Raw genomic sequence first — 23,743 nt, 5'->3', positions numbered from 1 at the left:
CGCCCACATGACTCATGGCATTCGCTTCATGATCGCGTTGATCTTGGCGATAGCCGCTTCTTCGCCCACAGTGGTGACATGCAGATAAACCATGGTAGAAGTCAGATGTTTATGACCCATGTACTTCTGAATCAGCTTGAGGCTCACACCGGCTTCGAGCAGATGAGTGGCATAGCAGTGACGCAGCGTATGAGTGGAAATGCCACGATTGTCCCAATTAAGTTGCTTGAGTACGGCCTTGATAACATCCTGTACGCTGCTCTCACTCATTGGACACTCGGCCGTGGAAGCAAGCTTATGGTTGCGTCCTTCGGCCGGAAAGACCCAGTGTGGATTCCGATGAGTAGCCCAGTACTTCCTGAGTTCATCCAGAGTTGATTGAGGCAGCGGAACCAACCGATCCTTGGCACCCTTGCCACGATGCACGTGCACCAACATACGTTTGGAATCGATATCGGACACTTGCAGATGGAGACCTTCGTTCAGTCGCAATCCCAAGGCATAGACGACTGAGAAGTAACATCGCATCGACGGCTTCTCGATCAGTTTCAGTAACGTATGAACTTCACCGACCGAAATGACAACTGGGAGCTTCTGTTCCACCTGCACGCGAGCCAGCTTGAGGGAGCTCCAATCGCGTGGACAAGTGATACGAAAGAAGATCTTGAGTGCCTGCAGCGTGACATTAACCGTGCTGCTGGCCCAGCTCTTCTTCTCTACCACATAAAGCAGATAGTTTCGTAGTTGATCTTCGGTGGCTTGATCGGCTGAGTGGCCGAGGTACTCAGAAAACTTTCGCAGGGCACGGCAGTAAGACTGTTGAGTCCGCGCACTCTTGCCATTAAGCTTGAGATCTTGAGCAAAGCGTTGAACTACGGGGCAACTTGGCTTGGAATCAATCGACATCGTCTGTCTCCTTGAAGCTGGGCCAGCCACAGCGGCTACCGAAAGGCAACTCTGATAGCTGTGCCTGGCTCAAGGAGGCTAGAATGATTCGCAACTCGACTAATTTCATCCAACTGCATCGAGAGTTGACCAACGGTCAACTCAAACTGCCGCGATAGCGGCTTACTTGAACAAAGCCATGAACCCAAGTCGCCGATAGCGTAATTACTTACATCAACATCAAACTCGGCGACTGGGTTATGGCAAACGTTATGCATTAGAAAATTTATGCACGAGTACCTCCAAAGTTCAGACCTAATAGACTGGAGCGATCCGCAGATTCAGGCCGTTGCAAAATCGCTGGCGAATCCGCAAGACCCGCTTGAAACTGCATCTCGATGTTTTTATTGGGTGCGAGATGAGATTCAGCACAGTTTTGACATAAACGCTCAATGCGTTTCTTGTACGGCTTCCGAAACTCTGAAGAGTCGCACAGGTATATGTTACGCAAAGTCACATTTGTTAGCGGCGATGCTTCGTGCCAATGGAATCCCGGCTGGCTTCGGATATCAACGAATTTCACTTGACGATGCGGGGATTCGATTCTGCTTACATGGATTCAATTTTGTGCACTTGAATACCTCTGGCTGGTACGCCATTGATCCACGCGGTAATCGAGACGGAATAAGGACAGGCTTTGACCCACCCAATGTCACATTGGCGTTCGATACACGGTTGCCTGGGGAAGAAACGTTGACCACAATATTCGCAGATCCCCTTCCAAGTGTCGTAGCGTGCTTGCGCTCAAACAAATCCGTACACTCCTTGCGAGACGCATTACCAGACAAAGATGCATAACCTGCCGTTATGCCGCAGAGTGCAACTCATTGGTGAGATCCAGATGTTCGATCCTTCCACAGTTGACATTTGCACGTCACCGCGATTCGTGCAGGAACCGACAACTGCCCGTCAGGTGACGAAACTCGTAGTTGCCTGTGCAATTCTGACTGTCGCGATTCTGGCGTTAACCCTAGCTAGCCATCGTGGCAGCATCTTCCCTCCGTTAACGATCTACTACGTTTTCACCGGGTTCTATTTGCGATCCAATGCTGTTGCGTTTGGTCTTCCTTCGCTTCTGCTTATCGGGAACAGTCTCCCGATGCTCTATTCCAAACGATTTGGCGTGCCGGCACATGTTCTCCTTCAATTGCTGCTGGCAATCTGCGGGTCCATACTCTATTTCGCATAGTATTGGTCTATCGGCCTTGATCAGTGGTCACATTCCTACACACTCGGAGTGGCCAATGTGAATGTAGTCATTTTGGCAACTATCTTTTGCATCGCGTGGTTCATTCATAAACGCCGGTCGTCTTCATTTGTGGCAACTCTTTGGGTTGCGTCTCTTTTGATCGTGTGGCTTTGCGCATTTGCGTTCCCAGTGTTAGGTCATTTGCCTTAGCGGCTTCCTTGAACAATCCGATGGACCGAAGCGGGCGATCGGCCGCTTCTTGATGGAAATTTACTTTCGCCCACTCGGTCATCGGGTGCGTTCCCGATTTCAGATGCTCGTAATACTTTATGCATAAACTAATGCTTGCTCTTGTTCGTACCGGCACTTGCGCCGCCGGCCTGCCGGTGCCTTACGGCGACCGGCAGAGGTTGTGTCGGCCCTTCAGGCCTGGACACTGAGTTGGCTTGACTCCAACGCTCCGAGCATTGAAACTTAGCCGCGCTGCATGGTGGTCTGGGATCGAAGCGGGTAAACGCTCATCAGCCAGAGCCCAGGCCTGAAGGGCCGGTAGAATCTCTGCCGGTCGCCGTCAGGCACCGGCATGCGCGATCGGCAAAGTTGGTTCAAGATCAACATGCTGCGGAACGGACAATCGATAAACCGTCGTTGTAACTCTCCGTGTTCTCTGTGCCTCTGTGGTTCAATCAGTCTTGGCTGATGCAGACACGCCTATGAAACTGGCAAGCGGCCAAGCGAAGTTGCGGCTCCAATTGTCGACCGGCTATACTGCAAGCTCGATTGCCTGGGTACCGAAACATCGGGAACCAGGCAATCCACCGGAGCCGCGGGCGCGGTGATTGCGACCGTTACCGAAGTCTTTGGTCGTTTCAACCAACTAGGGCTTCTCGATGTTGGTCAGGCGACCGGCGATGCTTTCGGCCAAACGTCGCTCGAGTTCCAGGTCGCGACCTGCGCCGGCTGGGTACCACTCGGTAGTGATGGGCAAGTCGCTGAGCACATTGGCGTTGCGAATTACTGAACCATCGTGACGCTGCACGGAAGATCCAGCCGTTGGATACTGGGAATGATCGACGTCTTCCTTCTCTTTAACGACTTTGACATCGATCAAGTATCCATCGGGACCAGGCACGATTTTGACATAGGCAGTCCGGCGAATGGTTTGAAACGTACTTTGAATCCGTTCAAATCCACGCGTGGAATCTCGCCGCCAAGGTTCAAAGATGGTTCCACCGACTTCGGGAAACGTTTCCAGGCGGCCTTCTATCCAGGCGGCACTATCGCGGCGAACCGCTGATTCTGATTTGATGCGAAAATAATCATCGACCGCATCGACAATCTCTCGCCGCACAATTTCCGGATCAACCGGTCCAACTTGAAACGGGTTGACCAGCGGGACTTCGATTTGCGGCTGACGCTGTGCGGATGGCAGGAAATGATGACAGCCAATCATCGCTGCTACGCATGCGCATAGAACGCTCTGCTCAAGCCAACGACGATTCACTCGCGGATTCCCTTCCGTCCAGATATTGCGGACAAACACCAGCGGATTGCGTCAACAATCGATGTGACGCAAACAGCCGAGGACTATCGCAAATAACCAGAGGCGGCGGCAAGAGCAAATATCGGAGCGCACAGAAGTCGAAATGGTCTTGGACACTAGCAATGGGCGGCATTGCCAGTGCCAAGCAGGATGGAAGCCCTTCTTAATCGAAATGCTTGACGCATTCCGCTACGGGTAGCTGTCGAAATGCTTGACGCATTCCGCTACTGCTGTGCTGGCACGCCGCTACCTAGTTGAGCTAGCACTTGCAGCACACCATTCAGGTGAGCCAGCCGCGGTCCGAAGCGATCGACGAACTCACCCAGCATGAAATCGCCGTCCAACAGCGTGTCTTCGTTATCGCTGATTTCGTCGGTGAGACTTTCCAGAAACTGTGTTTGCACGCGTGAAAGCGATTCGGCTGCCTTCCGGCAAGCCTTGGCCAGGCGAGGATTGGCGTCTTTCCACTGTTGCAACTCGGCGGCTCGTTGCTTTTGCGTGGCTACCGTGTTTTGGACCAACTGCTCCAGCAATTGATTCTGCTTGTCTTGCATACTGACCATCTGCCTGAGCAATGCCAGCGTGGCTACAGCATTGTCGCTGTGGGCCGGCTGACCCTGGCTCGAAGCCGGTTCAGGCGAGACGTCGATGCGAAACACCGGTGCGAAATGTGATGGATCCTGAGCCACTGATGAACTCCCTAGCGTATGGAAGGACGACTGATCCCGTCATTATAGACAAGCCGCCACAGCCGCGTCGAGCAACTTGTAATTGGCAAACTGGAGAAATTCCGTAGACCGCGTGAAAACTGATTCCCCGAGAGCGACTGTTAAAGTCGTTGCAACCCAACGTCCGACTTAACCCGGTGCACGTGGATCTCGACAGAGCCTGAGACGGCTGAGTCGGAGAAATAGGTTGCTGGCGCACTGCGTCGGCCGTTTGCTAGCGTTTATAGATATCAAGGCAGGCATGTCCAATTCGAATCCTGATAGTCCGCGATCTGTTGGTTTTTGTACCGTTCGTTATCATGCCGAACACGGGTACTTCGGCGGCTACCTGATTCTCAACACGCACGCTCGACCACTTGAATTCCATTGCACCTTGCCAGTGAAACCCAGTCGAGCCCAAGAAATTCTCTACGGCGCTACCCTGGCCGACTTTGTCTGTGGTGAACAAATCGCCAAAGCACTGGTCACCAAAGCCAAGCTGACCCCACATGTGGTCTTGACCGATTGCGCCGCCGTGCTCGCGCTGAGCCGGGTGACCGATGTCATTGTCGCCTGCATTTCCGGCAACACCCCCAACGCCAATGTTCCAGTCAGTGACCATTCGCGTTTGAAGTCGATCAAGCTGGCGGATACTGCATTGATGATCCTCAGCGATGACCTGCACACCGAACCGAAGCTGCGCGAACTTTGGCAAGAACTGAAATTGTCCATCAATATCAGCGAACCGTTTCAGCGCATTGCAGAAGCCCTCGTCGAAGCCCATCCGATCATGAAGGCCGCTTAACGCGAGAGCCTAATCAAGTGGATATACATTTCGTAGATTCTCCAGCACCGGCCCCGCGCTTGGCTGACTTGGATGTGGGCACCTATGCCACCGGTTGGCAAGGCATGCTCAGCCGCGTCGCTCTGCCCGAAGTCCTATCGCAAACGCCTTCCAAGCTCGATATTACCGTCGTCCCTATCAAGCTGACCGCCAATCTGCCTAAGACCATAGGCTTCTCGTTTCCTGAGTCGCCTAACTTCTTATTGCCTGAGCCCAAGCCGGCGGCTGCCAAAAGCGCTGACAACCCAGCGGCTTCGATCACTGATATACCCAGCGGTCCACCTGAACCACCGCGCGTGGGCATCAAACCCGAACGCAGCACGCGCATCGCCCCACCCAAGGATCTCATCAAACTGGAAGATCGGTTGTACTTCGTATTGCAACCACCTTTGGAGATGATGGCCGCCACAGCTCAATTGACATTTCCCTTTCAGCCGTTTCCCTATCAGCTCGAAGGCATCGCGTTTCTCTTCCCACGCGAGACCGCCATCCTGGCCGATGAGATGGGGCTGGGCAAAACGATGCAAGCCATCACCACGGTTCGCATGCTGCTCCTGTCCGGACAACTGCGCACGGTGCTCTTGATTTGCCCTAAGCCGCTGGTAACCAATTGGGTACGCGAGTTTCGTCAGTGGGCGCCCGAGATTCCGGTCGTCGTCATCGAAGGCGATCAGGCCAAACGTCAGTGGATGTGGCAAAAAGGGGCCGCACCGGTCCGCATTGCCAATTATGAATTGATGATGCGCGATCGCGCGGCCGTCGATAACCCCGATCAGCATTTTGATTTAGTGATTCTCGACGAAGCCCAGCGCATCAAAAATCGCAATGGCACCACTGCCGAGATCGTGCGCTCCATCCCGCGCTCACGTTCATGGGCACTCACCGGAACCCCCATCGAAAACTCCGTCGAAGACCTGGTCAATATCTTTGAATTCCTTTCGCCTGGCTACCTGCGCAGCGATATGCATCTGAAGAGTATCTCCAAGGCCACCCGCGATCACATCTTGCGACGCACCAAGGACAAAGTGCTGACCGAAATGCCGCCCAAGATGTTCCGCGATGAACAATTGGAATTGACAGCCTCGCAACAGGACAGCTATCGCACGGCTGAAGAAGAAGGTGTTGTCCAACTGACGCGCATGGGCGACACCGTGACAATTCAACATGTGTTCGAATTGGTGTTAAGACTGAAACAGATTTGCAACTTCGACCCGGCCACTGGTGCCAGTTGCAAAATGGAACGCCTGGAAGCGGACATGGAAGAGATCGCCGCCTCAGGCCAGAAGGCGATCATCTTCAGCCAATGGGTCGAAACGCTAACCACTCTGCGCAACGCCCTGGAACGATTTGGACCGCTCGAATATCACGGGCGCATTCCGAGTTCCAAACGCGATGGTGTCATTCAACAGTTCAAGACCGATAGCTCCAAGCACTTAATTCTGATGAGCTATGGTGCAGGCAGCGTCGGACTTAACTTGCAGTTCTGCCATTACGTATTTCTGTTCGACCGCTGGTGGAACCCGGCGGTTGAAGATCAAGCCATCAATCGTGCGCACCGCATCGGCGTTTCGGCCCCTGTAACAGTCACGCGCATGATGGCTGCCAACACGATCGAGCAACGCATCCACGATGTGCTGGAAGAGAAACGCGAGCTGTTCAATCAACTGTTCGCCGAAGCCGGCACTCCGCGCACCGTTGGGCTCAGCCAGCAAGAGATCTTCGGACTCTTCAAACTAAAGGCTCCGCCACCTCATAAGAAAGTGGCGTAGCAGAGGTACTCGTGATCGTGCTCGAAATGCGTACGAGTACGAGTAGGAGTAGGAGTAGGAGTAGGAGTGCAACTGTGCTTAGTAGTTTTCCAGGTCCGCATGACCATCTGGAGCGGTTTGCCCGGTGGCCTTCAAGTAATAAGCCCACAGCAGCAGCAACACGGCGACGATCACGTAGCCGCCAACCCAACTAAACATTTGAGGTTGCAGTTCGGCTGGCAAGACCAGTTCCGGTGATACCCCGGGTATCGCAAATGGCAAGCGAATCGGTGCATTAGGTAGCGGCGAATGCATCAGACCAAACAACGTGCAGGTAGCTGCGATCAAATAGTAAATAGCCGATTGCACCAGCTTGCGATCAATGGCCATCGCCAAGGCCGACGCCCAAAAGATGCTGGTCAAGATAAAGCCGTGACTGAGAATCGTAGCGGCTTGAACTTTGTGAGCCAGTTCTTGATTGTTGGCAAACGCGGCCAGCTTGCCTTGTTCTAGAATCGAAAACCAAATCTGATCGATGAAGTTTACCGACAGCGAAGCCAAGGCTGGTACACACGCGACGGCCACAGCCGTGTAATGTCGCCGAGGAGTAGCCATGAAACTCTGGGCGGTGATTTCCAGCCCGACGAAAACCAGAATCGGAAACACGGCCACCGCGGGAATGAACTGGTAAAAGTAGCCGAACAATCCCACCACGCCCATGATGCCCATAAAGAGTGCGGTGACCAGTGTATAAGCAGCGCGACCACCCATGGCTTTATAAGCTGGATGGCCGATGTAGGGAGTTGTCTGAATGACTGCGCCACAAAAACTGGCGACCAAGGTGGCTAGCGCTTCTACGCCGATGACCGTCTTCGTATCGTAATGATCACCAGCTGCGATCGCGCTCTCGGTGCAGTCGATTCCACCCACTACCGTAGCCAACGCAAAGGGAATGATCAGGGGCAAGTAATTGAAGGTGTCCTGCATGCGCGCGAACCAGCCGAAACTGAGCGCCTCGGTCCATTCGGTCGGAAACAAACCAAACTTTGGATCGAACGCCGAAGGAGGCAGTTCGACGTTCTTGGTCAGGACCATCAATCCATACATCGACCCGGCCACGATGAACGCACCGACTGTGCCTGGTAGTTTGAAGGGCAAGGGGACTCGACCCACCAGCGAGGTGAGAATAATCGCCAGCGATACCAGACCAACCAAGGGTACCTGCAAAATCTCCAGCAGCGGAAAGAAACTGATCAGCACCAGCGCGATGGCAGCCAGGGATCCCAGCAGCCCGGCGCGAGGCACCACGCGCCGCACCCAACCACTGCCCACCGCGCAGATCATCTTGAAGATCCCGCTGATGAACATGCTGCAGATGCCGATCTCCCAGGCATAGTGGGCGGCAGAGTCTACATCCAGTCCTTGTTGTTTGGCAGTGACAAAGGCAGGGCCCAGCACGAACAGCGCCATGCCGAAGGTGCTGGGTGTATCCAAACCTAGCGGCATGGCGGTCACTTCCGTGTTGCCAGTGCGTTTGGCCAGCCGCAACGCTAAAAAGAAGAACAGCAAATCACCGACCAGCACACCCAAGGCTGTGCCGGTGATCATGTGTCGCAAAGCAAAGCGTTCCGGAAAGTCAAAGGCGCCATGTAGCAAGCTAACCATCAAGATCAGCACGGCTACATTGTCGAGCACCAAACCAAAGAAAGCGTTGATATCACCTGACTGCGCCCAACGATAACGCGATTGCATGCGGAACTTTCTAATTCGCTTTGGGATCGAGATTCTGATCAATTTGTCCAGGCTCGAGTACCGACTCGACACCGGTGGCGGGAACTTCCGCGCCAGCTAGCCACACGCAGGCATTGAGGACAACTTTGCGAAACTGATCGTTGCTCCAGTTGTCATGAAAATGCCCGCCGGTAAAACCAAAGCCACGTCCGCCATCTGGGCGCTCGACCGCCCACATCATCGCTTCGGCTCGTCCCTTGTTGGCTTGAATATGTTGATATGGTCCCGGTGGATAAACATAAGGACCATTGCGTACCGAGTCACTGGGTGCCGCTACTAGAATCGGAGTGAACTTCAAATCTTCCAGCGTACCAGCGGTGTTACCAGCGACATCGTCGATGAACCGCATGTTGAAGTACCACTCGTCCTTGACCGTAAAGGGTTGGACACCATTGGTAATCGGATGTTTGGCGAAATCACTGAACATAGGTTCCCAAATGGGATTGCACGAGAACATGTGTTCATAGTGGCCACCAATCCAGCTCTTGAATTGTTTGCCGGCCTGGTCAGGCACAACTTCGACACCGTAATGCATAAAGCCCAAGCCGACACCCTTCTTAGCCCACGCATCGACCATCTCGAGTCGTCGCTGGCCCTCTTGAACTACTTCGTGTCCCTTGCCACCGTCCATGTAAAAGATAACCGCGTCAGCCTTGTCGAAGATTGCTTCATCCTTGGGCCAACCGTTATGAACCACGTGCACGCTCAGGGCATTGGACTGCTTAAGGCACGCAGCCATCAGTTTCGCCCCCGCGTTGAACTCATGCATGCGCTTGGGGTGCGAAGGTTTACCAGCCACGATTACGAGCTTCTTCTGGCCATTCTCTTCAGCCCAAGAGTTGGTGACCGCAGCCGACAAGGCCAGCGTGAACACGAGTGCTGTGCGTATCAGTGTGTTGATCATGAATATATCCTCGCCTGGAAAAGTACTGCGGCCCCTCGTAGCGGAATGCGTCAAGCATCTCGAACTGCCTCGTAGCGGAATGCGTCAAGCATTTCGAACTTCGAAAGCCTTGACGGCTTCCGCTACGGTGCCCGAACTCCGAAAGCCTTGACGGCTTCCGCTAGGGTGACAGTTTACGTCAACCGCTGGCCAAAACCAGTCGTTGTACGTCCAGGTCGTGCTGATAGGAGAAATCGCTGGTCTTTTGGCCCGATATGACGCGGGCCATATCGACTGCGTCTGCAATATAGCGAGTGAACTTAGGAAAGGTCTGAGTTTGTCGGCCGGCTTTAAACTGGCCACGAGCCGTATCCAGCGAAATGGTGGCCGTGGGATTATCCAAAGGTTGGATGTGAAAGGTACCTTGGGTTCCGCAAACGGTCAGGTGTCGTCGAGCGGTGCCATCGATTTCGTAAGCGCTGACTTTAACCGTCGCCAGCAGGCGATCTTTTTCCAGGACTGTCAACATGTTGTCGCACAGTCCGTCGCTGCCCAAGTGCTGGTTGAAGACGGTGGCCCGGCTGCCTGGACCAATAACACCCACGACCAGGTCGAGCACATGGCAGCCCAGTTCGAACATGACTCCACCGGGAAACTCGGCTAGTTCGCGCCGCTCGGCCGCGGCCAGCGGTTTACCGAGCATAGCGTGGACTTCATAGATCTCACCGAGCCAACCTTGTTTCAAAAACTCGCGCAGGAGCAAGACGGCTGGGTTATAGCGATACATGTATCCCATCTGCACCATCAAGTGCTTTTGCTCAGCTGTTTCCAACAAGCGTTTGTAGCTATCGAAGTCATGTCCGGCCGGTTTGTCCAGATGCACGTGACAACCGCGATCGATGACGCGCTGCGCCGTGGCCAATAGGTCGCGAACATGAGTTTCAACCAGCACTGCATCCAGATCGGGCAAGTCCAGCAGTTGTGCCTCGCTCATCCAAGGCACGCCTTTAAAGGCTGGCAACTCAGCCGCCTGGCGCCTGGCATCTTGGTCGGATTCCACCAAGCCCACAACTTCATACTCGGGCAATTGACGATAGACACTCAGTTTGGTGGCATGCGCATGCTGAACACCGATTTGACCAACGCGCAACGGGCGGTTAACAGCCTGAGCCCAGAGTGGGAGTGGGACGCAGAGCGCAGCCCAAGCGCCAAGCGTATGACCTATAACAGCGCGCCGATGAAGCATTTCAATTTTCAGTTTTAGACTTTCAAACTTCTAACTTCTAACTTCTAACCACGGCCATGCTCATCGGTGGAAACTGATCATCGTCATCATCCTTGGTTGGATGTTGAGGTGCTTTCCCTAAGTCGGAATCGAAGGCGGCGTCGGGGTCGAGCAGTCCATCATTGCTGGCCAGGGCCAATAGCTTGGTATAGCCAGCCGGCGAAGATATATTCAGCTTGGTCATCGCTGATTGGCGACGGCGATCGACGGTGCGAGCGCTGAGAGCCAAGCGGTGGGAAATCGCTTTGTTGGGCAAGCCTTCGGCTGCCAGGGTCATGACTTCGCGTTCATCTTCGTCCAACAGAGCCAGGAGTCTGCGGGCTTCATCGCGCAAGCGTTTGCGCTCAGCCCTTTTCTGGCTCAAGTCTAGCGAGTGCTTGACTTCCTTCAGAAGTACTTCCGCTGGATATGGTTTTTCAAGCAGTGTCACGGCGCCGTTTTTCATCAACCGAACGGCAGCGCCCACGTCGGCGCGACCAGTAACGATAATGACCGAGAGAACTGAGTCCATGGCCATCAACCGCTCTTGCAGTTCGAAGCCATCGATTTCAGGCATACCCAGATCCGTGATCAAACAGCCGACCTGATCTTTCGACAGTTGATCCAAGAATTTCTTGGCGCTGGAGAAACAGTAAACTTCGTGTTTATCACATTGCAGTAGACATCTTACGGAATCCAAGACTTGCGGTTCATCATCCACGACGAAAACTGGGCGAGGGGCTTTCATGCTACCTGTCCGTCAGCGGTAAGTGAATAGTTACGACTGCTCCTCCATGGGAGCAGTTGGTGACTTGAATAGAACCTCCATGATCGTTCAATATGTTTCGACAAATACTCAAGCCAATGCCGGATCCGTGGCTCTTGGTGGTCAAAAATGGCGCAAATAGTTCGGCCAATACCGCGTCACCGAACCCAGGGCCGGAATCGCAGATGCGGCATTCTACATTCTTTTCGCGTGTAACGGTATCTATTCGAACCAACCGGCTGGCAGCGGGTTGTTCGGCCATCGCATCGGCTGCATTGGTCAGCAAATTCATGATGACCTGCTGCATTTGAACGGCATCGGCCAGGATCCAGGCAGGGGCGCTCGAAGAGTGCAATTCCACACGAACTTCGCGCCGTCTAAGTTCGGTTCCCATCAGTATCAAGGCGTCGCGGACGATTAAATTTAAATCGTGGTAGTCTTGCCGTACAGAATCTTTGCGCACAAACGAACGCAACCGGCGCACGATTTCCCCGGCTTGGAGTGCCGACTCGCCCAACCGCTCGAAACAATTCGCCAACAAAGCTCGATTTTCGTCGCTCAAATCGTCCAAACAGCGTGAACATGCGTTGGCATAATTGCTGATGGCGTTTAGCGGTTGGTTGATCTCGTGGGATATGGCCGCGGCCATCAATCCCAGACTGCTCACCCTGGATGCGTGCGACAATTCGGCGCTCTGTCGCGCCAAGCGTTCTTCGGTCAGGACACTCTCGGTAACATCTTTCAAGGTGCCCGCAACGCGACATAAATGGCCTTGGTCATCATGAATCGGGAACCAGCGATTGTGAACCCAACGCTGCTGGCCATCGCGACGCCGAATTCGAAATCTACCTTCGCCTGCCTTACCGGCGACAGCTGTCCCTTGATGCAAGGCAAACTGCTCGCGATCCTCGGCCACTACATAGTCGATCCACATATCTGGATTGAGGAAATTTTCTGGCGGTTCGCCAAACAGCTTGATAGTGGCGGGACTGACATAACCCGCCTGGTGGGATTGAATATCCAAGATCCAGAAGACATCTTCGCTGGCCGCCGCAAACTGCTGAAATTTGGCTTCGCTCGCATGCAAAGCTTGAGAATTCAACTCGCGTTCAATGGCAATGGCGGCCAGGTGTGCAGCTTTAGCGACCACTTCCAAGTCCTTGACGCCCGGACTAGAGACCTGACGGTGATAGAGCGCAAAGGTGCCCAGGGTCTGCGTCAGGCCGCCCGCTGCATCACTGCAATGAATCGACCGTGAAATGATAGGCACCGACCAGCATGCGCGCAAGTCTTGCGAGATCACCCACTGGCTATAGTCTTGCCATAAATCGTCATGCTCGATGTCCGAGACAATTACAGTCTGGCCGCGAAACGCAGCTGTCCCGCACGACCCAACACCTTCACCAATTGGAATGTCAACCATGCGGCTGCAGTACTCAGTCGGCAAATTGGGGCCAGCGATCAGGTTCAAACAACTTCCTTGGCGCAACATCACCGAACCGAGTGTATCAGTCAATCGACGTTCGACCATCAACACGATTTGCGTCAGAATCTTGTTCAACGGTTGGCCAAGCGCGATGCTCTCGAGAATCTCATTCTGGCTGACCAACATTTCTTCGATACGTTTGCGCACCGCCAACTCGTCGACCACTTTCTGCAGCGCATTCTGCAAACAAGTTCTCAACTCGACGTTTTTGGCTTCGATCTGCACTTGCGCGGTCTCGTCAGAAACTAGACCAACCCATTCTTCGATGTCGCCGCGCTCGTCTTTGACGGGAAATCCGCGGACATGCAAGTGTCGCCACTGGCCGAATTGATTGTCGCCGCGAACATTGATTGAGAAACGTCGACCACTGTGCTTGGCGCCTTCGATAACTTGCACCAAGGCAGCCAGATCATCCGGATGCACCAGGTCCAACCGCAACGCGACTGGTAAAGCATCTGGTGGTAGAACGCGATTTCCATCGTCGCAAATGATTTCGACGAGCGTACCTTGGACATCCGAGGCCCAGGCCTCAAGAGCTTCCGACAGAATCAGCGTGCGGAAACGACGATTCTCGCGCCGCGCGTCATCCAACTCTTTCTGCAAATGCTCCAATGTCTTGGTTGGCAGTTGTGGCTGTGCAGACATTTGGTGGCCTCCGCCCAAAATGCATCGCCCACATTCTGACGGATTGTCACATGCAATTCACCCCGTTTTTGATCTGCCTCAGCAATTAATCAGCGCGTGATGCAAGTTTAACTCAATTTTCGTAGAGTTAAATCGACTTACCCTCCGCCGTAGCGGAAGGCGCTCGCATTGAGCACTTCGATGCTTGGATGACATTGGCGAAAAAAACATTGTGATGACTGGGCGGCCTGCGCGGCTTTCGCGGAGCGAAAGGAGACACTCCCCTCGCCAACGTTCTGGGCAGCGAGTAGGCTAATCGCGGTTTACGCGGTGGTTTATTGCCATCGAGTGTTTTTTTCGAATGGAACAGCGCGACGTTTGGCGACTTATGAGCGAATTAAAGTTACAAGGTATCGTACCGCCCATGGTGACTCCGCTAATGGATCGGGACCAACTGGACCTGGGCGGCCTGGAGCGGTTGATCGAACATATGCTCGGCGGTGGTGTGCACGGTTTGTTCGCCTTGGGAACCACGGGGGAAGCTCCCAGTCTGAGCTACCGTCTGCGGCGCGAATTTGTGACGCGTGTGTGTCAGTTGGTGGCCGGTCGTGTACCGGTGCTGGTGGGTATTACTGATACGTCGTTTGTTGAATCGGTGGAACTTGCCAAACATGCAGCGACGGCCGGTGCCAGCGCCTTGGTCTTGGCCACACCCTATTACTTTCCAGCCGGTCAAACGGAACTGTTGGCTTACGTCGAACACTTGCTGCCCGAACTACCATTGCCACTGGTTTTATACAACATGCCCAGCCTGACCAAAGTTTGGTTTGAACTGGGAACACTCAAGCAACTGACTGGCCATCGACAAATCATTGGCATCAAGGACAGCAGCGGTGACCTGAGTTACTTTGCCAGTTTGATGAGCCTCCGCGAGCAGCGCCCGGATTGGTCGATCATGATTGGCCCCGAAGCCATGTTGCCGCAAGCCATGGGGCTAGGTGGCAATGGCGGCGTGACCGGTGGAGCCAATGCCTTTCCCAAGATGTTTGTCGAATTGTACGAAGCATCCCTGGCCGGCGATCCAGTGCGACTGGCAGCGATTCAATCTCAAGTTGAAAAGCTGCAAGGCATCTATAACATTGGCAAATATGCTTCGCGCTTTATCAAAGCCACTAAGTGCGCACTGTCGCTGCTGGGAATCTGCGACGACTTCATGGCCGAGCCCTTCCATCGCTTCAAAGCCCCGGAACGCGCTCGCGTCAAAGAGATTGTCGACAGTCTTTCCAGCGCTCAAACGTGAGCCACTTCGCTCTCCTGTTCAATCGGCTGGTTCAGTGGCAAGAACTGCTCGGCTAACACGACTTCGACGGTTTCAACTACCGCAGTGACGCGGTAGTTGGGCATCATCTCTTTGCGCAAGAAGCTCAGGATCTTGTCGCACACATCAAAGGGCACCACAACTTCGATCCGGATGTTGCTGTCGGTAGCGATGGAATGCTCGCTCAGCGTGCGTCGCCCCGCGCCGCGACATGCGATGACGGTGAAACCTGTAGCCCCCAACTGCACGAACTCGCGTTCAAATCTTTCTTCCAAGTTTTCATCGGCAATCACAGTCACGCGACGCATGCGAGCCAAGCCGCGTTTGCGGGCGGCTTGACCGTGGTGCGCCAGCGGCTGATGGCTTTCCAAACCCACAATGTCCAGTTTAAGCCCTTCGCTCTCCAGCTCAATCTGCATCTCCTGTAACTTCTCCATCACCGTGTGGTCGACTAGTTTGGTGTCCGAGACATCCAACACGATGTTTTGTCGCTGGACCAAAGCGATCTGTTCCAACTGCCGCCGAAACGGAATCCAGTTACTGAAGACTGCCGACTCTTGAGCTCGAATCAAGGTCGTATCGTCCGCTAGCTGTTCGGTAACCAAGAAGGTCTTGAAGAACGAATGCAAGGGCACGCCGTTGATCGAGTGAATGAAGAACTTCAGCGCAATACCAGCTCCAATTCCAATCAGCAGGTCGGTCGCCAACGTCATTACCAAGGTGACGATGAAGATCAACAGTTGCTCTTTACCGCTGTGATAAACATGAACAAACTCGTTGGGATGCGCCAACCGCGAACCGGTATAAACCAACATTGCTGCCAGTGCAGCTAGCGGTATCAAGTGCAGTGTGGTGGGGAACAGGGCCACGCAGATCAAGAGCAAGATGCCGTGCCACCAGTCGGCAAAACGCGTGCGCGCGCCATTATCGATGTTGGCTTTGCTGCGCACGATCTCCGAAATCATCGGCAGACCACCAACCATGGCGGCGCACAGATTGGCCACACCTACGCCCACGATATCACGGTCCATGTTGGTCTTGCGCCGCCAGGGATCGAGCGAATCGATGGCTTTGGCGCTCAGAATCGACTCCAAGGTTCCGATCATAAAGAACATAAAGACCCATTTCCAAGCCTTCATCTCGACCAGCACACTAAAGTCTGGAAAGGTAATGTACTGGAACATACCACCAATTTGCTTGGGCATATCGACAAGAAACTGTTCGCCGAGTTGATACTTGTGCCCCTGCATGACGTAGCTGTGATCGTGCAGCAGGTCCATCAACAATCCCAATACAACTGCCACAACCAAGACGATCAACTGCGGTGGCACCGCTGCCATCGGCTTGATGTGTTTGCGCACGCTAGGCCAGGCAAACAAGATGATCAAGCTGACAACTCCAATTAGCGCAATGGCCGGATTGGCTTCCATGACAAATTGCGGAATCGACATCAGCAGGTGAAGTGGTTCACCTTTGGCGGTCACGCCCAGGGCAACTGGGATTTGCTTGGCAATGATGATGACGCCAATGGCTGCCAACATGCCGTGAATTGCTGAGCGCGGAAAGAACTCGCCCAGGATGCCTGCCTTGAAAGAACCGAAGACAATCTGAAGAACCGCCGCGGCTACCCCTACAGCCAGCGCCGCGCGGTAAGCGGGTATATCAAATTCGCCAATACCATTGACGAATCCATCGCCTCCAAAGTCTTCGATGCAGCCCACGGCAATCACGATCAAACCCGCAGCGGGGCCCTTGATCGTTAGTTCACTATTGCTGATGAAGGTTGTCACGATGGACCCGATGATCGCGGTGAAGATACCCGCCATCACCGGATAACCGCTGGCCAGTGCAATACCCAAGCACAACGGCAGAGCGATCAGGAACACAAAGAAACCTGACGTCAGGTCCTTCCAAAAATACTTTTTAAAACCCGCAGCGTTGCCGCGTGGCGTTTCACTTGGGACTATAGCCATAGATAACTCATACTCGATTCTGAGGCTGAATTGATTTTGGTGCGCAGGACGAAACTTTACGCGCCACCACAGTTGAACCAACCGGGTAACGCATACCGCCTTGAAATCAGTTGAGAAGGGCTAGGGCGAAAGGGGTCTCGCCACAGCAGTTTGCTCAAGACAATGCACCGATCGGCGGTCAATGTCCTGGGCTAAGCGAACGACTTAAGCGTTCAACAAAGGCGGCCCACGTACGAAATGAGTAGCTTGTTCAGCACTCCACAGATCCAGCGCATGACTGAGCGGGACATCTCCTGGAAACGCCACACAGCACGTCCAGAGATGACCGTTGGCTGGAATGTAGGCAACATCCAGCACGTCGACTCGATCATCCTCCAGCTCCAACGCTCGCGACTCTACGCAGATTCCCGACGCTTCGGGTGCAGCCAGATAGTTGACAAGCGAACCACCCACCATCAACCCGATTAGAATCCAGGCGATGATCGATACTCTTGGCGGCCACTCAGTCAAACATGAATTGCGCATGGACTATGACGCTACCCTCGCAGTCGCTGCATGTCAAGTTAGCAAGCCCGATTTCGCCCGGTCGAAAACTTGCGAAGCTGTAGAGCAGCTGTCCTCAGCTGCTCAGAACCCTCTAACCAGTGACAAGCGTGACAGGTGAGCGACTTGCCGGGTGCTGAGCGGCTGGGGACAGCCGCTCTACAACCAATGTTTCTTCAAACCAACGGACCAGCGTGACAAGCGTGACAAGCGTGACAGCTTAGCGACTTGCCGGGTGCGGAGCGGCTGGGGACAGCCGCTCTACTATCAGCGGCTGGGGACAGCCGCTGTACAGGATAGCTATACTATTGGCTCGCCACATGTTCGCTTGCAAATTCAACCGCTGCCAACACTTCGAAATCGGCCAACTCATGTTGCTAACATTCCTGACCTCCTTTCGACCAATCGCCGTGGTTGTAATCAGCTTTCTCATTGGCTTTCACGGTGCAACTGCCTTCTCTCAAACGGTGGTGACGGTCGTGGGCAATGGCGTCAAAGGTTATGCGGGTGACGGTGGACCGGCTGATCAGGCACAGGTCAATAATCCTTACGCAGTCGCTCGTGGTCCCGATGGCCTCATCTACATCTGTGATGTCGACAATCACCGCATTCGCCGGATCGAACCAGATGGCACGATCTCGACATATGCCGGAAACGGCGAGAAAGGCTACGCTGGCGATGGCGGACCGGCTACCAAAGCGGCCTTAACCGAACCCTATGAATTCGCATGGGACAGTGCGAAGAACTTGTATTTCGTCGAACGTCTGAACCACATCGTTCGCAAAGTAGACGCGCAGTCTCTGGTGATCTCGACTGTAGCCGGCACGGGCAAAGCCGGTTTTGGCGGTGATGGTGGACTGGCCACAAACGCTCAGCTCAATCAACCTCACAGCTTGTGTTTTGATGCCACAGGCCGACTACTGGTCTGCGATATTCTCAATCACCGCCTTCGCCGCGTCGATCTGGCGACTGGCATCATTACCACTTGGAGCGGAACGGGCGAGAAAAAGACGGCAGCCGATGGTTCGTCGATCACCGGTTCGCCGCTAAACGGTCCGCGTGCGATGGCGCTGGCGCCCGACGGTACGCTCTGGTTGGCTTTGCGCGAGGGCAACGCAGTATTGAAACTCGATCCGTCGGCAGACTCACTGAAACGACTGGCGGGGACTGGCAAATCAGGCTTTAGCGGCAACGGCGGACCGGCTCTTGAGGCAACTCTCTCAGGACCAAAATGTGTGGGCTTGGATGGTCGGGGCAATGTTTATCTAGCAGATACTGAATCTCATACGATTCGCATGATCGATATGGCGCGTGGCACGTTAGAATTAGTTGTCGGCGACGGTCAGAAGGGTGATGGCCCGGACGGGCCGCCGCTCAGCTGCCGACTCAACCGCCCCCATGGCGTCTTCGTCGATGCCGACGGTACCATTTGGATCGGCGACAGTGAAAATCATCGCATCCGAGTCGTTAAACCGAAATAAGGAACTGTCAGCGAAGCAGCGTTACGGTTCCTAAATCCTCGATAGCTGAAAACAATCATGACAAGTCTAGTGCGTTCACTCTTACTTTTTGTTGCATATTTTTCGATGGTGCCCGTTTCGCTGATGCAAGCTCAACAGAATTCTCAATCGTCCAACAAATACGCCCTCATCCTGCACGGCGGGGCGGGTGGTGAACCCGAAAAATGGTCCGAGGAGTACAAGGCCCAGCGCCGCGCCAGTTTGGGTCAGGCCCTGGACGTGGGCATCCAACTGCTCGCCTCCGGCAACTCGGCACTGGATGCAGTCGAAGCTGTCGTGCGAGCGCTGGAAGACGATCCGATGTTCAACGCGGGTAAAGGTTGCGTACTGAATGAACAAGGTGAACACGAACTGGACGCCTCCATCATGGATGGACGCAACCTGGCATGTGGGGCGGTGGCCGGTGTCAAAAAGGCCAAGAACCCGATCGGCGTAGCTCGGCATGTCATGACCGACACGCGGCATGTGCTTCTCACCGCCGGCGGAGCCGATAAATTCGCCGAGAGTATCAAACTCGAATTGGTCAGCCCCGACTATTTCATCACCGAAGAACAACGCGCCGACTGGAAGAAATGGCAAGCACGCCAGGCCCAAATTGACAAGGGCGTCAACATTCCGCATTCGAAGTACCTGGGGACTGTCGGCTGCGTCGCCATCGACAAAGACGGCAACATAGCCGCGGGCACAAGCACCGGCGGCTTGATGGGCAAGCGCTGGGGCAGAGTAGGGGACAGCCCAGTCATCGGTGCAGGCACTTATGCGTGGAATCAAACGTGTGGTGTTTCTTGCACGGGCACTGGTGAAGAGTTTATTCGACATAACGTGGCCGCAGACATGTCGGCGCGTTTGCGTTATGCCAATCAAACTCTGGAAACCGCAGCCACGACGATCATGAAGGAAGTTTTACCCGATGACTGCGGCGGACTGATCGCCATCGACAAAAACTACAAAGTTGTAGCTCAATTCAATACCCCAGCCCTCGCTCGAGCTTGGGCCACCTCTAAAGGCGTGCGCGAAGTTCGCCTGGCGCGTGAAGAACCCACTAACGCGCAAGGCCTGGCTGATCCAGGATTTGTTGGCGATTAAACTCCGATTCAAACACACCACCCACAACCAATACTCAGCAGCGCAGCCCATACTGCTTTTGCCAATCCTACATTGGTCTCTCTGCGACGACCGCGTTCCATAACCCCACAAGAAACAACCCATGACCAAAGCTTGGCGCGTGGATTCCTGGAAGGAACACCACGCCAATCAACAACCAACCTACGCAGACTCCACCGCACTGGGCGAAGTAGTTGCCGCTCTGAAACTATTGCCCCCACTGGTGACCAGCTGGGAAGTCGATCACTTGCGAACATTGATCGGGGATGCACAAAGCGGCCGAGCGTGGTTGCTGCAAGGTGGTGACTGCGCGGAGAGCTTCGAAGATTGTCAGGCGGAACCGATCGCCAGCAAACTCAAAGTCCTGCTGCAGATGAGCCTGGTACTCGTCTTCAGCTCGCGTCAACGCATTATCCGTGTGGGGCGTATCGCCGGCCAATACGCCAAACCACGCAGCAGCGATATCGAGCAACGCGGCGATGTCGTATTGCCAACCTATCGGGGTGACCTGATCAATCGTCGCGGATTTTCCGAAGCCCATCGCCGAGCCGACCCACAATTGCTGTTGCGCGGTTACGAACGTTCTGCCCTAACGTTGAACTTTATTCGTGCCCTAAGTCAAGGTGGTTTTGCCGACTTGCATCATCCCGAGAACTGGAAACTCCTGTTCGCAGCCGGCTCCGAAGAATCGACTCGCTACCGTCAGCTAGTGAACGCCTTGGGTGAAGCGGTGCGTTTCATCGAAGCGATCTCCGATGGACCGCTGGAAGAACTGCGGCGCGTTGATTTCTTTACTTCGCACGAAGCCTTGCATTTGCAATATGAACAAGCTTTAACGCGCGAGAGCGTGCGCGGTTGCGGCTGGTACAACTTGGGCACCCATATGCCCTGGCTAGGTGATCGCACCCGAGCTTTGGATGGCGCTCACATCGAATACTTACGCGGTATCAAGAACCCAATCGGAGTAAAGGTTGGACCGAGCATGTCCGCCGATGAACTATGTGAGGTGGCCCGCATCCTCAACCCGACCAACGAACCAGGTCGTCTAAGCTTCATTCATCGCTTGGGTGCTGCCCATATCGCCACGCGTTTGCCACCACTAATCGAAGCGGTGCGCGATTCTGGTGCTCAAGTGTTATGGATCTGTGATCCCATGCACGGCAACACGCGATCCACCAGCGGCGGACATAAGACTCGATGTTTCGAGGATGTCCTGGGCGAACTGCGCGAAGCGATCGCCATTCACCATGACTATGGCTCGCATCTGGGCGGCGTCCATTTGGAGTTAACCGGGGAAGCCGTTACCGAATGCATCGGCGGTGCCGGTGGATTAACCGAAGATGATCTGCATACCGCCTATCAAACTCATTGCGACCCCCGGCTGAACTACGAACAAGCTATGGAGATCGCATTTTCTATCGCCGACCTCATTCGCAAGAAGTAGACGTTAAGCACGTGGACACGTCCCCGCGCTTATTCTGGCGAGCCACGCATAAACCAGATCATCATCAAGAGAAACAGCAGCGCCAGCACAAGTATGATGGGGTAAGAGCCTAACACCAGTGCAAATGGCGCTGTTGGTTGATCGGCATCCAGCGGTTCATCCTCACCGCGCGCTGCTTTTGTTAGTTTATCGCTTGCAGGTTGATCCGACATGGCATTACCTCGACATCATCAGTACTCGTTGAGTTACACATGATGGAGCTAATGCAATCCCTATACCAAACTCTCCCGTAGCCGAAGTCGCCAGACTTTGGATATGATCCCTTTTAAACGCTCCAATCTCTGGCGAGATGGGCGACATGGCAACGTTTACCACTTGAGGCCGAAGCGTTCGCCGCCGGTATTCTTGCCGGTGCCGCCTTTCAGCGGACCACGGTGTTTGGGCAGGGCGAGCTCGCGTGGTGGTTCTTCGACCTCTGGCTCGGCGGCTTTAGCATCCACCGCCGGCGGTTGCTGAGCAGCTTTCAGTGACAAGCTCATACGTTGGCGTTCTGGTTCAACCGATAGCACCTTGACGTCGACTTCTTGACCTTCTTTGACATGGTTGGTTACCTTGTGCACGCGATGGTGAGCCAACTCGGAGAGATGCACCAGGCCTTCGACACCGGTGGCCAGTTTGACGAACGCACCGAAGTCGGCAATGCGTGAAACCACGCCGTGCACAATTGCGCCCACTGGAAAGCGTGTATCCACTCCCGTCCAAGGATGATCTTGCAGCGATCGATACGACAAACTGATCTTGCCTGATTGTTTATCAACTTTGTCGACGCGGACTTGAATCTTCTGTCCGTCTTGCAGGATCTCGCTGGGGTGTTTTACTTTTTCCCAGGACAGTTGGCTGATGTGCAGCAGACCGTCAAGTCCACCGATGTCGATGAAGGCGCCGAAGTCCATGATCTTGCGCACGGTACCTTCGACGGCAGCGCCGACTTCCAAAGCGGCCAAACGTTGTTCGCGCTTCTCAGCCTTTTCGCGTTCCAGGACCGCACGGCGCGACAGAACCAGGTTACCGCGGCCCGGATTGGCCTGGGTTACCACGCACAGTACTTTTTGATCAATGAACTCGTTGAAGTTCTCAATGCGATACTCGGCTACCTGGCTGGCGGGAATAAAGCCGCGCACTTGACCGACCATGCATTCCAGACCGCCGGTATTAGCAGCCGTAATTTTGGCTTCGACAATTTCACCTTCTTTGAGATCATCCCAGTCAGCCACGCTGATGGCACCGCCGGGAACCGACAGATCGTACAGACCTTCTTCGTTCAGATAGCCGCGAATGACAACTTCCAATTGTGTCCCGGGTTCCGGCAAGTTTCCTTCTGTAAATTGCAGGACAGAGATCACACCTTCGTTGGCTCCACCCAGGGATACGAAGACGTACTCACCGTGAACTTTCAGCACACGACCTTGAACTCGTTGCCCCTCTTCCAGTTCGCGGCCAACTTGCAATAGTGCATCGCCGATCAACATGCGATCCAAGTCGGTCCCGGCCAAGGCGGAATCGAGTTCATTCTGTAGTTCGGCCGGTAGAGCGGCCCGTTTGGAGGGCACTTCGAACTTGGGCACCGGCTCGGCCGCTTGATAGGCTGGCTGGTCGCGTTTGCCGAAGGGCTTGCGACCTTTGCGATCGCGCGAAGGTTTCTTGTCAGCTTCACCTGGAGACGCGTCCCCGGCCGCGTCAGCCAAACCTTCACCTGTGGTGGCAGCCGTGGCTTCTTTGGCGGCTTCGATCTCTTGAGCTTGACGAGTTTGCCGCGGAGGCGGAGCTGGCCGAGCCGGTTGCTGTGCCTGACTGGCCCGCAATTGTCGAATGCGATCAATGCTCAGCGGGCCTCCCGAAGCTGCCTCACGCGCCTGTTCATCGGATGCAGAGGAAGTGGAGGAACCCTGTGGATCTACTGGATTTTCAGGAGTTTCCGCAGCTGGGGTGTCGGCGTCTTGACCGCTACTCATCAGATTGCCCTAAACATGTCATCAAAAATGGGGGGATTC

20 protein-coding genes are annotated in these 23,743 nt (G+C 54.4%); 7 read left to right on the top strand and 13 right to left on the bottom strand.

Annotated features, from left to right (window positions below; genetic code table 11):
* Positions 1–12 precede the first annotated feature (12 nt).
* Positions 13–906: a tyrosine-type recombinase/integrase gene (locus SH573x_RS08365; RefSeq protein WP_479354112.1), complete on the bottom strand. Its 894-nt coding sequence runs from the start codon at positions 904–906 to the stop codon at positions 13–15.
* A 267-nt stretch (positions 907–1,173) separates the two neighbouring features.
* On the opposite strand from SH573x_RS08365, the gene SH573x_RS08360 reads away from it, so the two are divergent.
* The gene (locus tag SH573x_RS08360) at positions 1,174–1,743 is read left to right on the top strand and encodes a transglutaminase-like domain-containing protein (protein ID WP_479354111.1); all 570 of its coding nucleotides are present in this window, start codon (positions 1,174–1,176) and stop codon (positions 1,741–1,743) included.
* Between the two features lie 491 nt (positions 1,744–2,234).
* Here SH573x_RS08360 and SH573x_RS08355 read toward each other — a convergent pair whose 3' ends face one another.
* From SH573x_RS08355 to SH573x_RS08345, 3 genes are all read right to left on the bottom strand, one after another.
* Positions 2,235–2,426 carry a hypothetical protein gene (locus SH573x_RS08355; protein ID WP_479354109.1) on the bottom strand — a complete coding sequence of 64 codons (192 nt, stop codon included), beginning with the start codon at positions 2,424–2,426 and terminating at the stop codon, positions 2,235–2,237.
* A 585-nt stretch (positions 2,427–3,011) separates the two neighbouring features.
* Positions 3,012–3,638: a hypothetical protein gene (locus SH573x_RS08350; protein ID WP_479354108.1), complete on the bottom strand. Its 627-nt coding sequence runs from the start codon at positions 3,636–3,638 to the stop codon at positions 3,012–3,014.
* Between the two features lie 263 nt (positions 3,639–3,901).
* Positions 3,902–4,366, bottom strand: coding sequence for a hypothetical protein (locus SH573x_RS08345; RefSeq protein ID WP_479354106.1), 465 nt, complete (start codon positions 4,364–4,366; stop codon positions 3,902–3,904).
* 280 nt (positions 4,367–4,646) lie between these two features.
* Here SH573x_RS08345 and SH573x_RS08340 point away from each other — a divergent pair, with 280 nt between their 5' ends.
* Positions 4,647–5,189: a hypothetical protein gene (locus SH573x_RS08340; protein WP_479354105.1), complete on the top strand. Its 543-nt coding sequence runs from the start codon at positions 4,647–4,649 to the stop codon at positions 5,187–5,189.
* Between the two features lie 104 nt (positions 5,190–5,293).
* Positions 5,294–6,997: a DEAD/DEAH box helicase gene (locus SH573x_RS08335; protein WP_479356672.1), complete on the top strand. Its 1,704-nt coding sequence runs from the start codon at positions 5,294–5,296 to the stop codon at positions 6,995–6,997.
* 78 nt (positions 6,998–7,075) lie between these two features.
* Here the strand turns inward: SH573x_RS08335 and SH573x_RS08330 are convergent, their stop codons facing one another.
* The 5 genes from SH573x_RS08330 to SH573x_RS08310 all read right to left on the bottom strand — a co-directional run bounded on the left by SH573x_RS08330 (position 7,076) and on the right by SH573x_RS08310 (position 13,811).
* The gene (locus SH573x_RS08330) at positions 7,076–8,728 is read right to left on the bottom strand and encodes a permease (protein ID WP_479354103.1); all 1,653 of its coding nucleotides are present in this window, start codon (positions 8,726–8,728) and stop codon (positions 7,076–7,078) included.
* A gap of 10 nt (positions 8,729–8,738) precedes the next feature.
* Complete coding sequence (locus tag SH573x_RS08325) at positions 8,739–9,671, bottom strand: ThuA domain-containing protein (RefSeq protein ID WP_479354101.1); 933 nt, start codon at positions 9,669–9,671, stop codon at positions 8,739–8,741.
* A 178-nt stretch (positions 9,672–9,849) separates the two neighbouring features.
* Positions 9,850–10,896 (bottom strand): Gfo/Idh/MocA family protein, encoded by a 1,047-nt coding sequence (locus SH573x_RS08320; RefSeq protein ID WP_479354099.1) that lies wholly within the window; start codon positions 10,894–10,896, stop codon positions 9,850–9,852.
* Between the two features lie 37 nt (positions 10,897–10,933).
* Positions 10,934–11,662: a response regulator transcription factor gene (locus tag SH573x_RS08315; RefSeq protein WP_479354097.1), complete on the bottom strand. Its 729-nt coding sequence runs from the start codon at positions 11,660–11,662 to the stop codon at positions 10,934–10,936.
* Position 11,663: 1 nt separating this feature from the next.
* Complete coding sequence (locus tag SH573x_RS08310; RefSeq protein ID WP_479354096.1) at positions 11,664–13,811, bottom strand: GAF domain-containing sensor histidine kinase; 2,148 nt, start codon at positions 13,809–13,811, stop codon at positions 11,664–11,666.
* A gap of 340 nt (positions 13,812–14,151) precedes the next feature.
* Between SH573x_RS08310 and SH573x_RS08305 the strand changes: the two genes are divergently transcribed.
* The gene (locus tag SH573x_RS08305) at positions 14,152–15,090 is read left to right on the top strand and encodes a dihydrodipicolinate synthase family protein (RefSeq protein WP_479354094.1); all 939 of its coding nucleotides are present in this window, start codon (positions 14,152–14,154) and stop codon (positions 15,088–15,090) included.
* Here the strand turns inward: SH573x_RS08305 and SH573x_RS08300 are convergent.
* Complete coding sequence (locus tag SH573x_RS08300) at positions 15,081–17,081, bottom strand: SulP family inorganic anion transporter (protein ID WP_479354092.1); 2,001 nt, start codon at positions 17,079–17,081, stop codon at positions 15,081–15,083. The genes SH573x_RS08305 and SH573x_RS08300 overlap by 10 nt on opposite strands.
* Positions 17,082–17,285: 204 nt before the next feature.
* The gene (locus tag SH573x_RS08295) at positions 17,286–17,606 is read right to left on the bottom strand and encodes a hypothetical protein (protein WP_479354090.1); all 321 of its coding nucleotides are present in this window, start codon (positions 17,604–17,606) and stop codon (positions 17,286–17,288) included.
* Between the two features lie 389 nt (positions 17,607–17,995).
* Here SH573x_RS08295 and SH573x_RS08290 point away from each other — a divergent pair, with 389 nt between their 5' ends.
* From SH573x_RS08290 to SH573x_RS08280, 3 genes are all read left to right on the top strand, one after another.
* The gene (locus SH573x_RS08290; protein WP_479354089.1) at positions 17,996–19,105 is read left to right on the top strand and encodes an NHL repeat-containing protein; all 1,110 of its coding nucleotides are present in this window, start codon (positions 17,996–17,998) and stop codon (positions 19,103–19,105) included.
* 57 nt (positions 19,106–19,162) lie between these two features.
* Positions 19,163–20,230: an isoaspartyl peptidase/L-asparaginase family protein gene (locus tag SH573x_RS08285; protein WP_479354087.1), complete on the top strand. Its 1,068-nt coding sequence runs from the start codon at positions 19,163–19,165 to the stop codon at positions 20,228–20,230.
* Between the two features lie 121 nt (positions 20,231–20,351).
* Positions 20,352–21,692: a class II 3-deoxy-7-phosphoheptulonate synthase gene (locus SH573x_RS08280; protein WP_479354085.1), complete on the top strand. Its 1,341-nt coding sequence runs from the start codon at positions 20,352–20,354 to the stop codon at positions 21,690–21,692.
* Between the two features lie 29 nt (positions 21,693–21,721).
* Here the strand turns inward: SH573x_RS08280 and SH573x_RS08275 are convergent, their stop codons facing one another.
* Both SH573x_RS08275 and SH573x_RS08270 read right to left on the bottom strand, forming a co-directional pair.
* Positions 21,722–21,904 (bottom strand): hypothetical protein, encoded by a 183-nt coding sequence (locus SH573x_RS08275; RefSeq protein ID WP_479354084.1) that lies wholly within the window; start codon positions 21,902–21,904, stop codon positions 21,722–21,724.
* Between the two features lie 156 nt (positions 21,905–22,060).
* Positions 22,061–23,704, bottom strand: a complete 1,644-nt coding sequence (locus SH573x_RS08270; protein WP_479354082.1) for a 30S ribosomal protein S1 — start codon at positions 23,702–23,704, stop codon at positions 22,061–22,063.
* Positions 23,705–23,743: the final 39 nt, after the last annotated feature.

The organism is Rania fehmarnensis (assembly GCF_056494185.1).
Note: the sequence above shows the minus strand (reverse complement) of the source record. Positions and strands in the feature narration are given on the sequence as shown.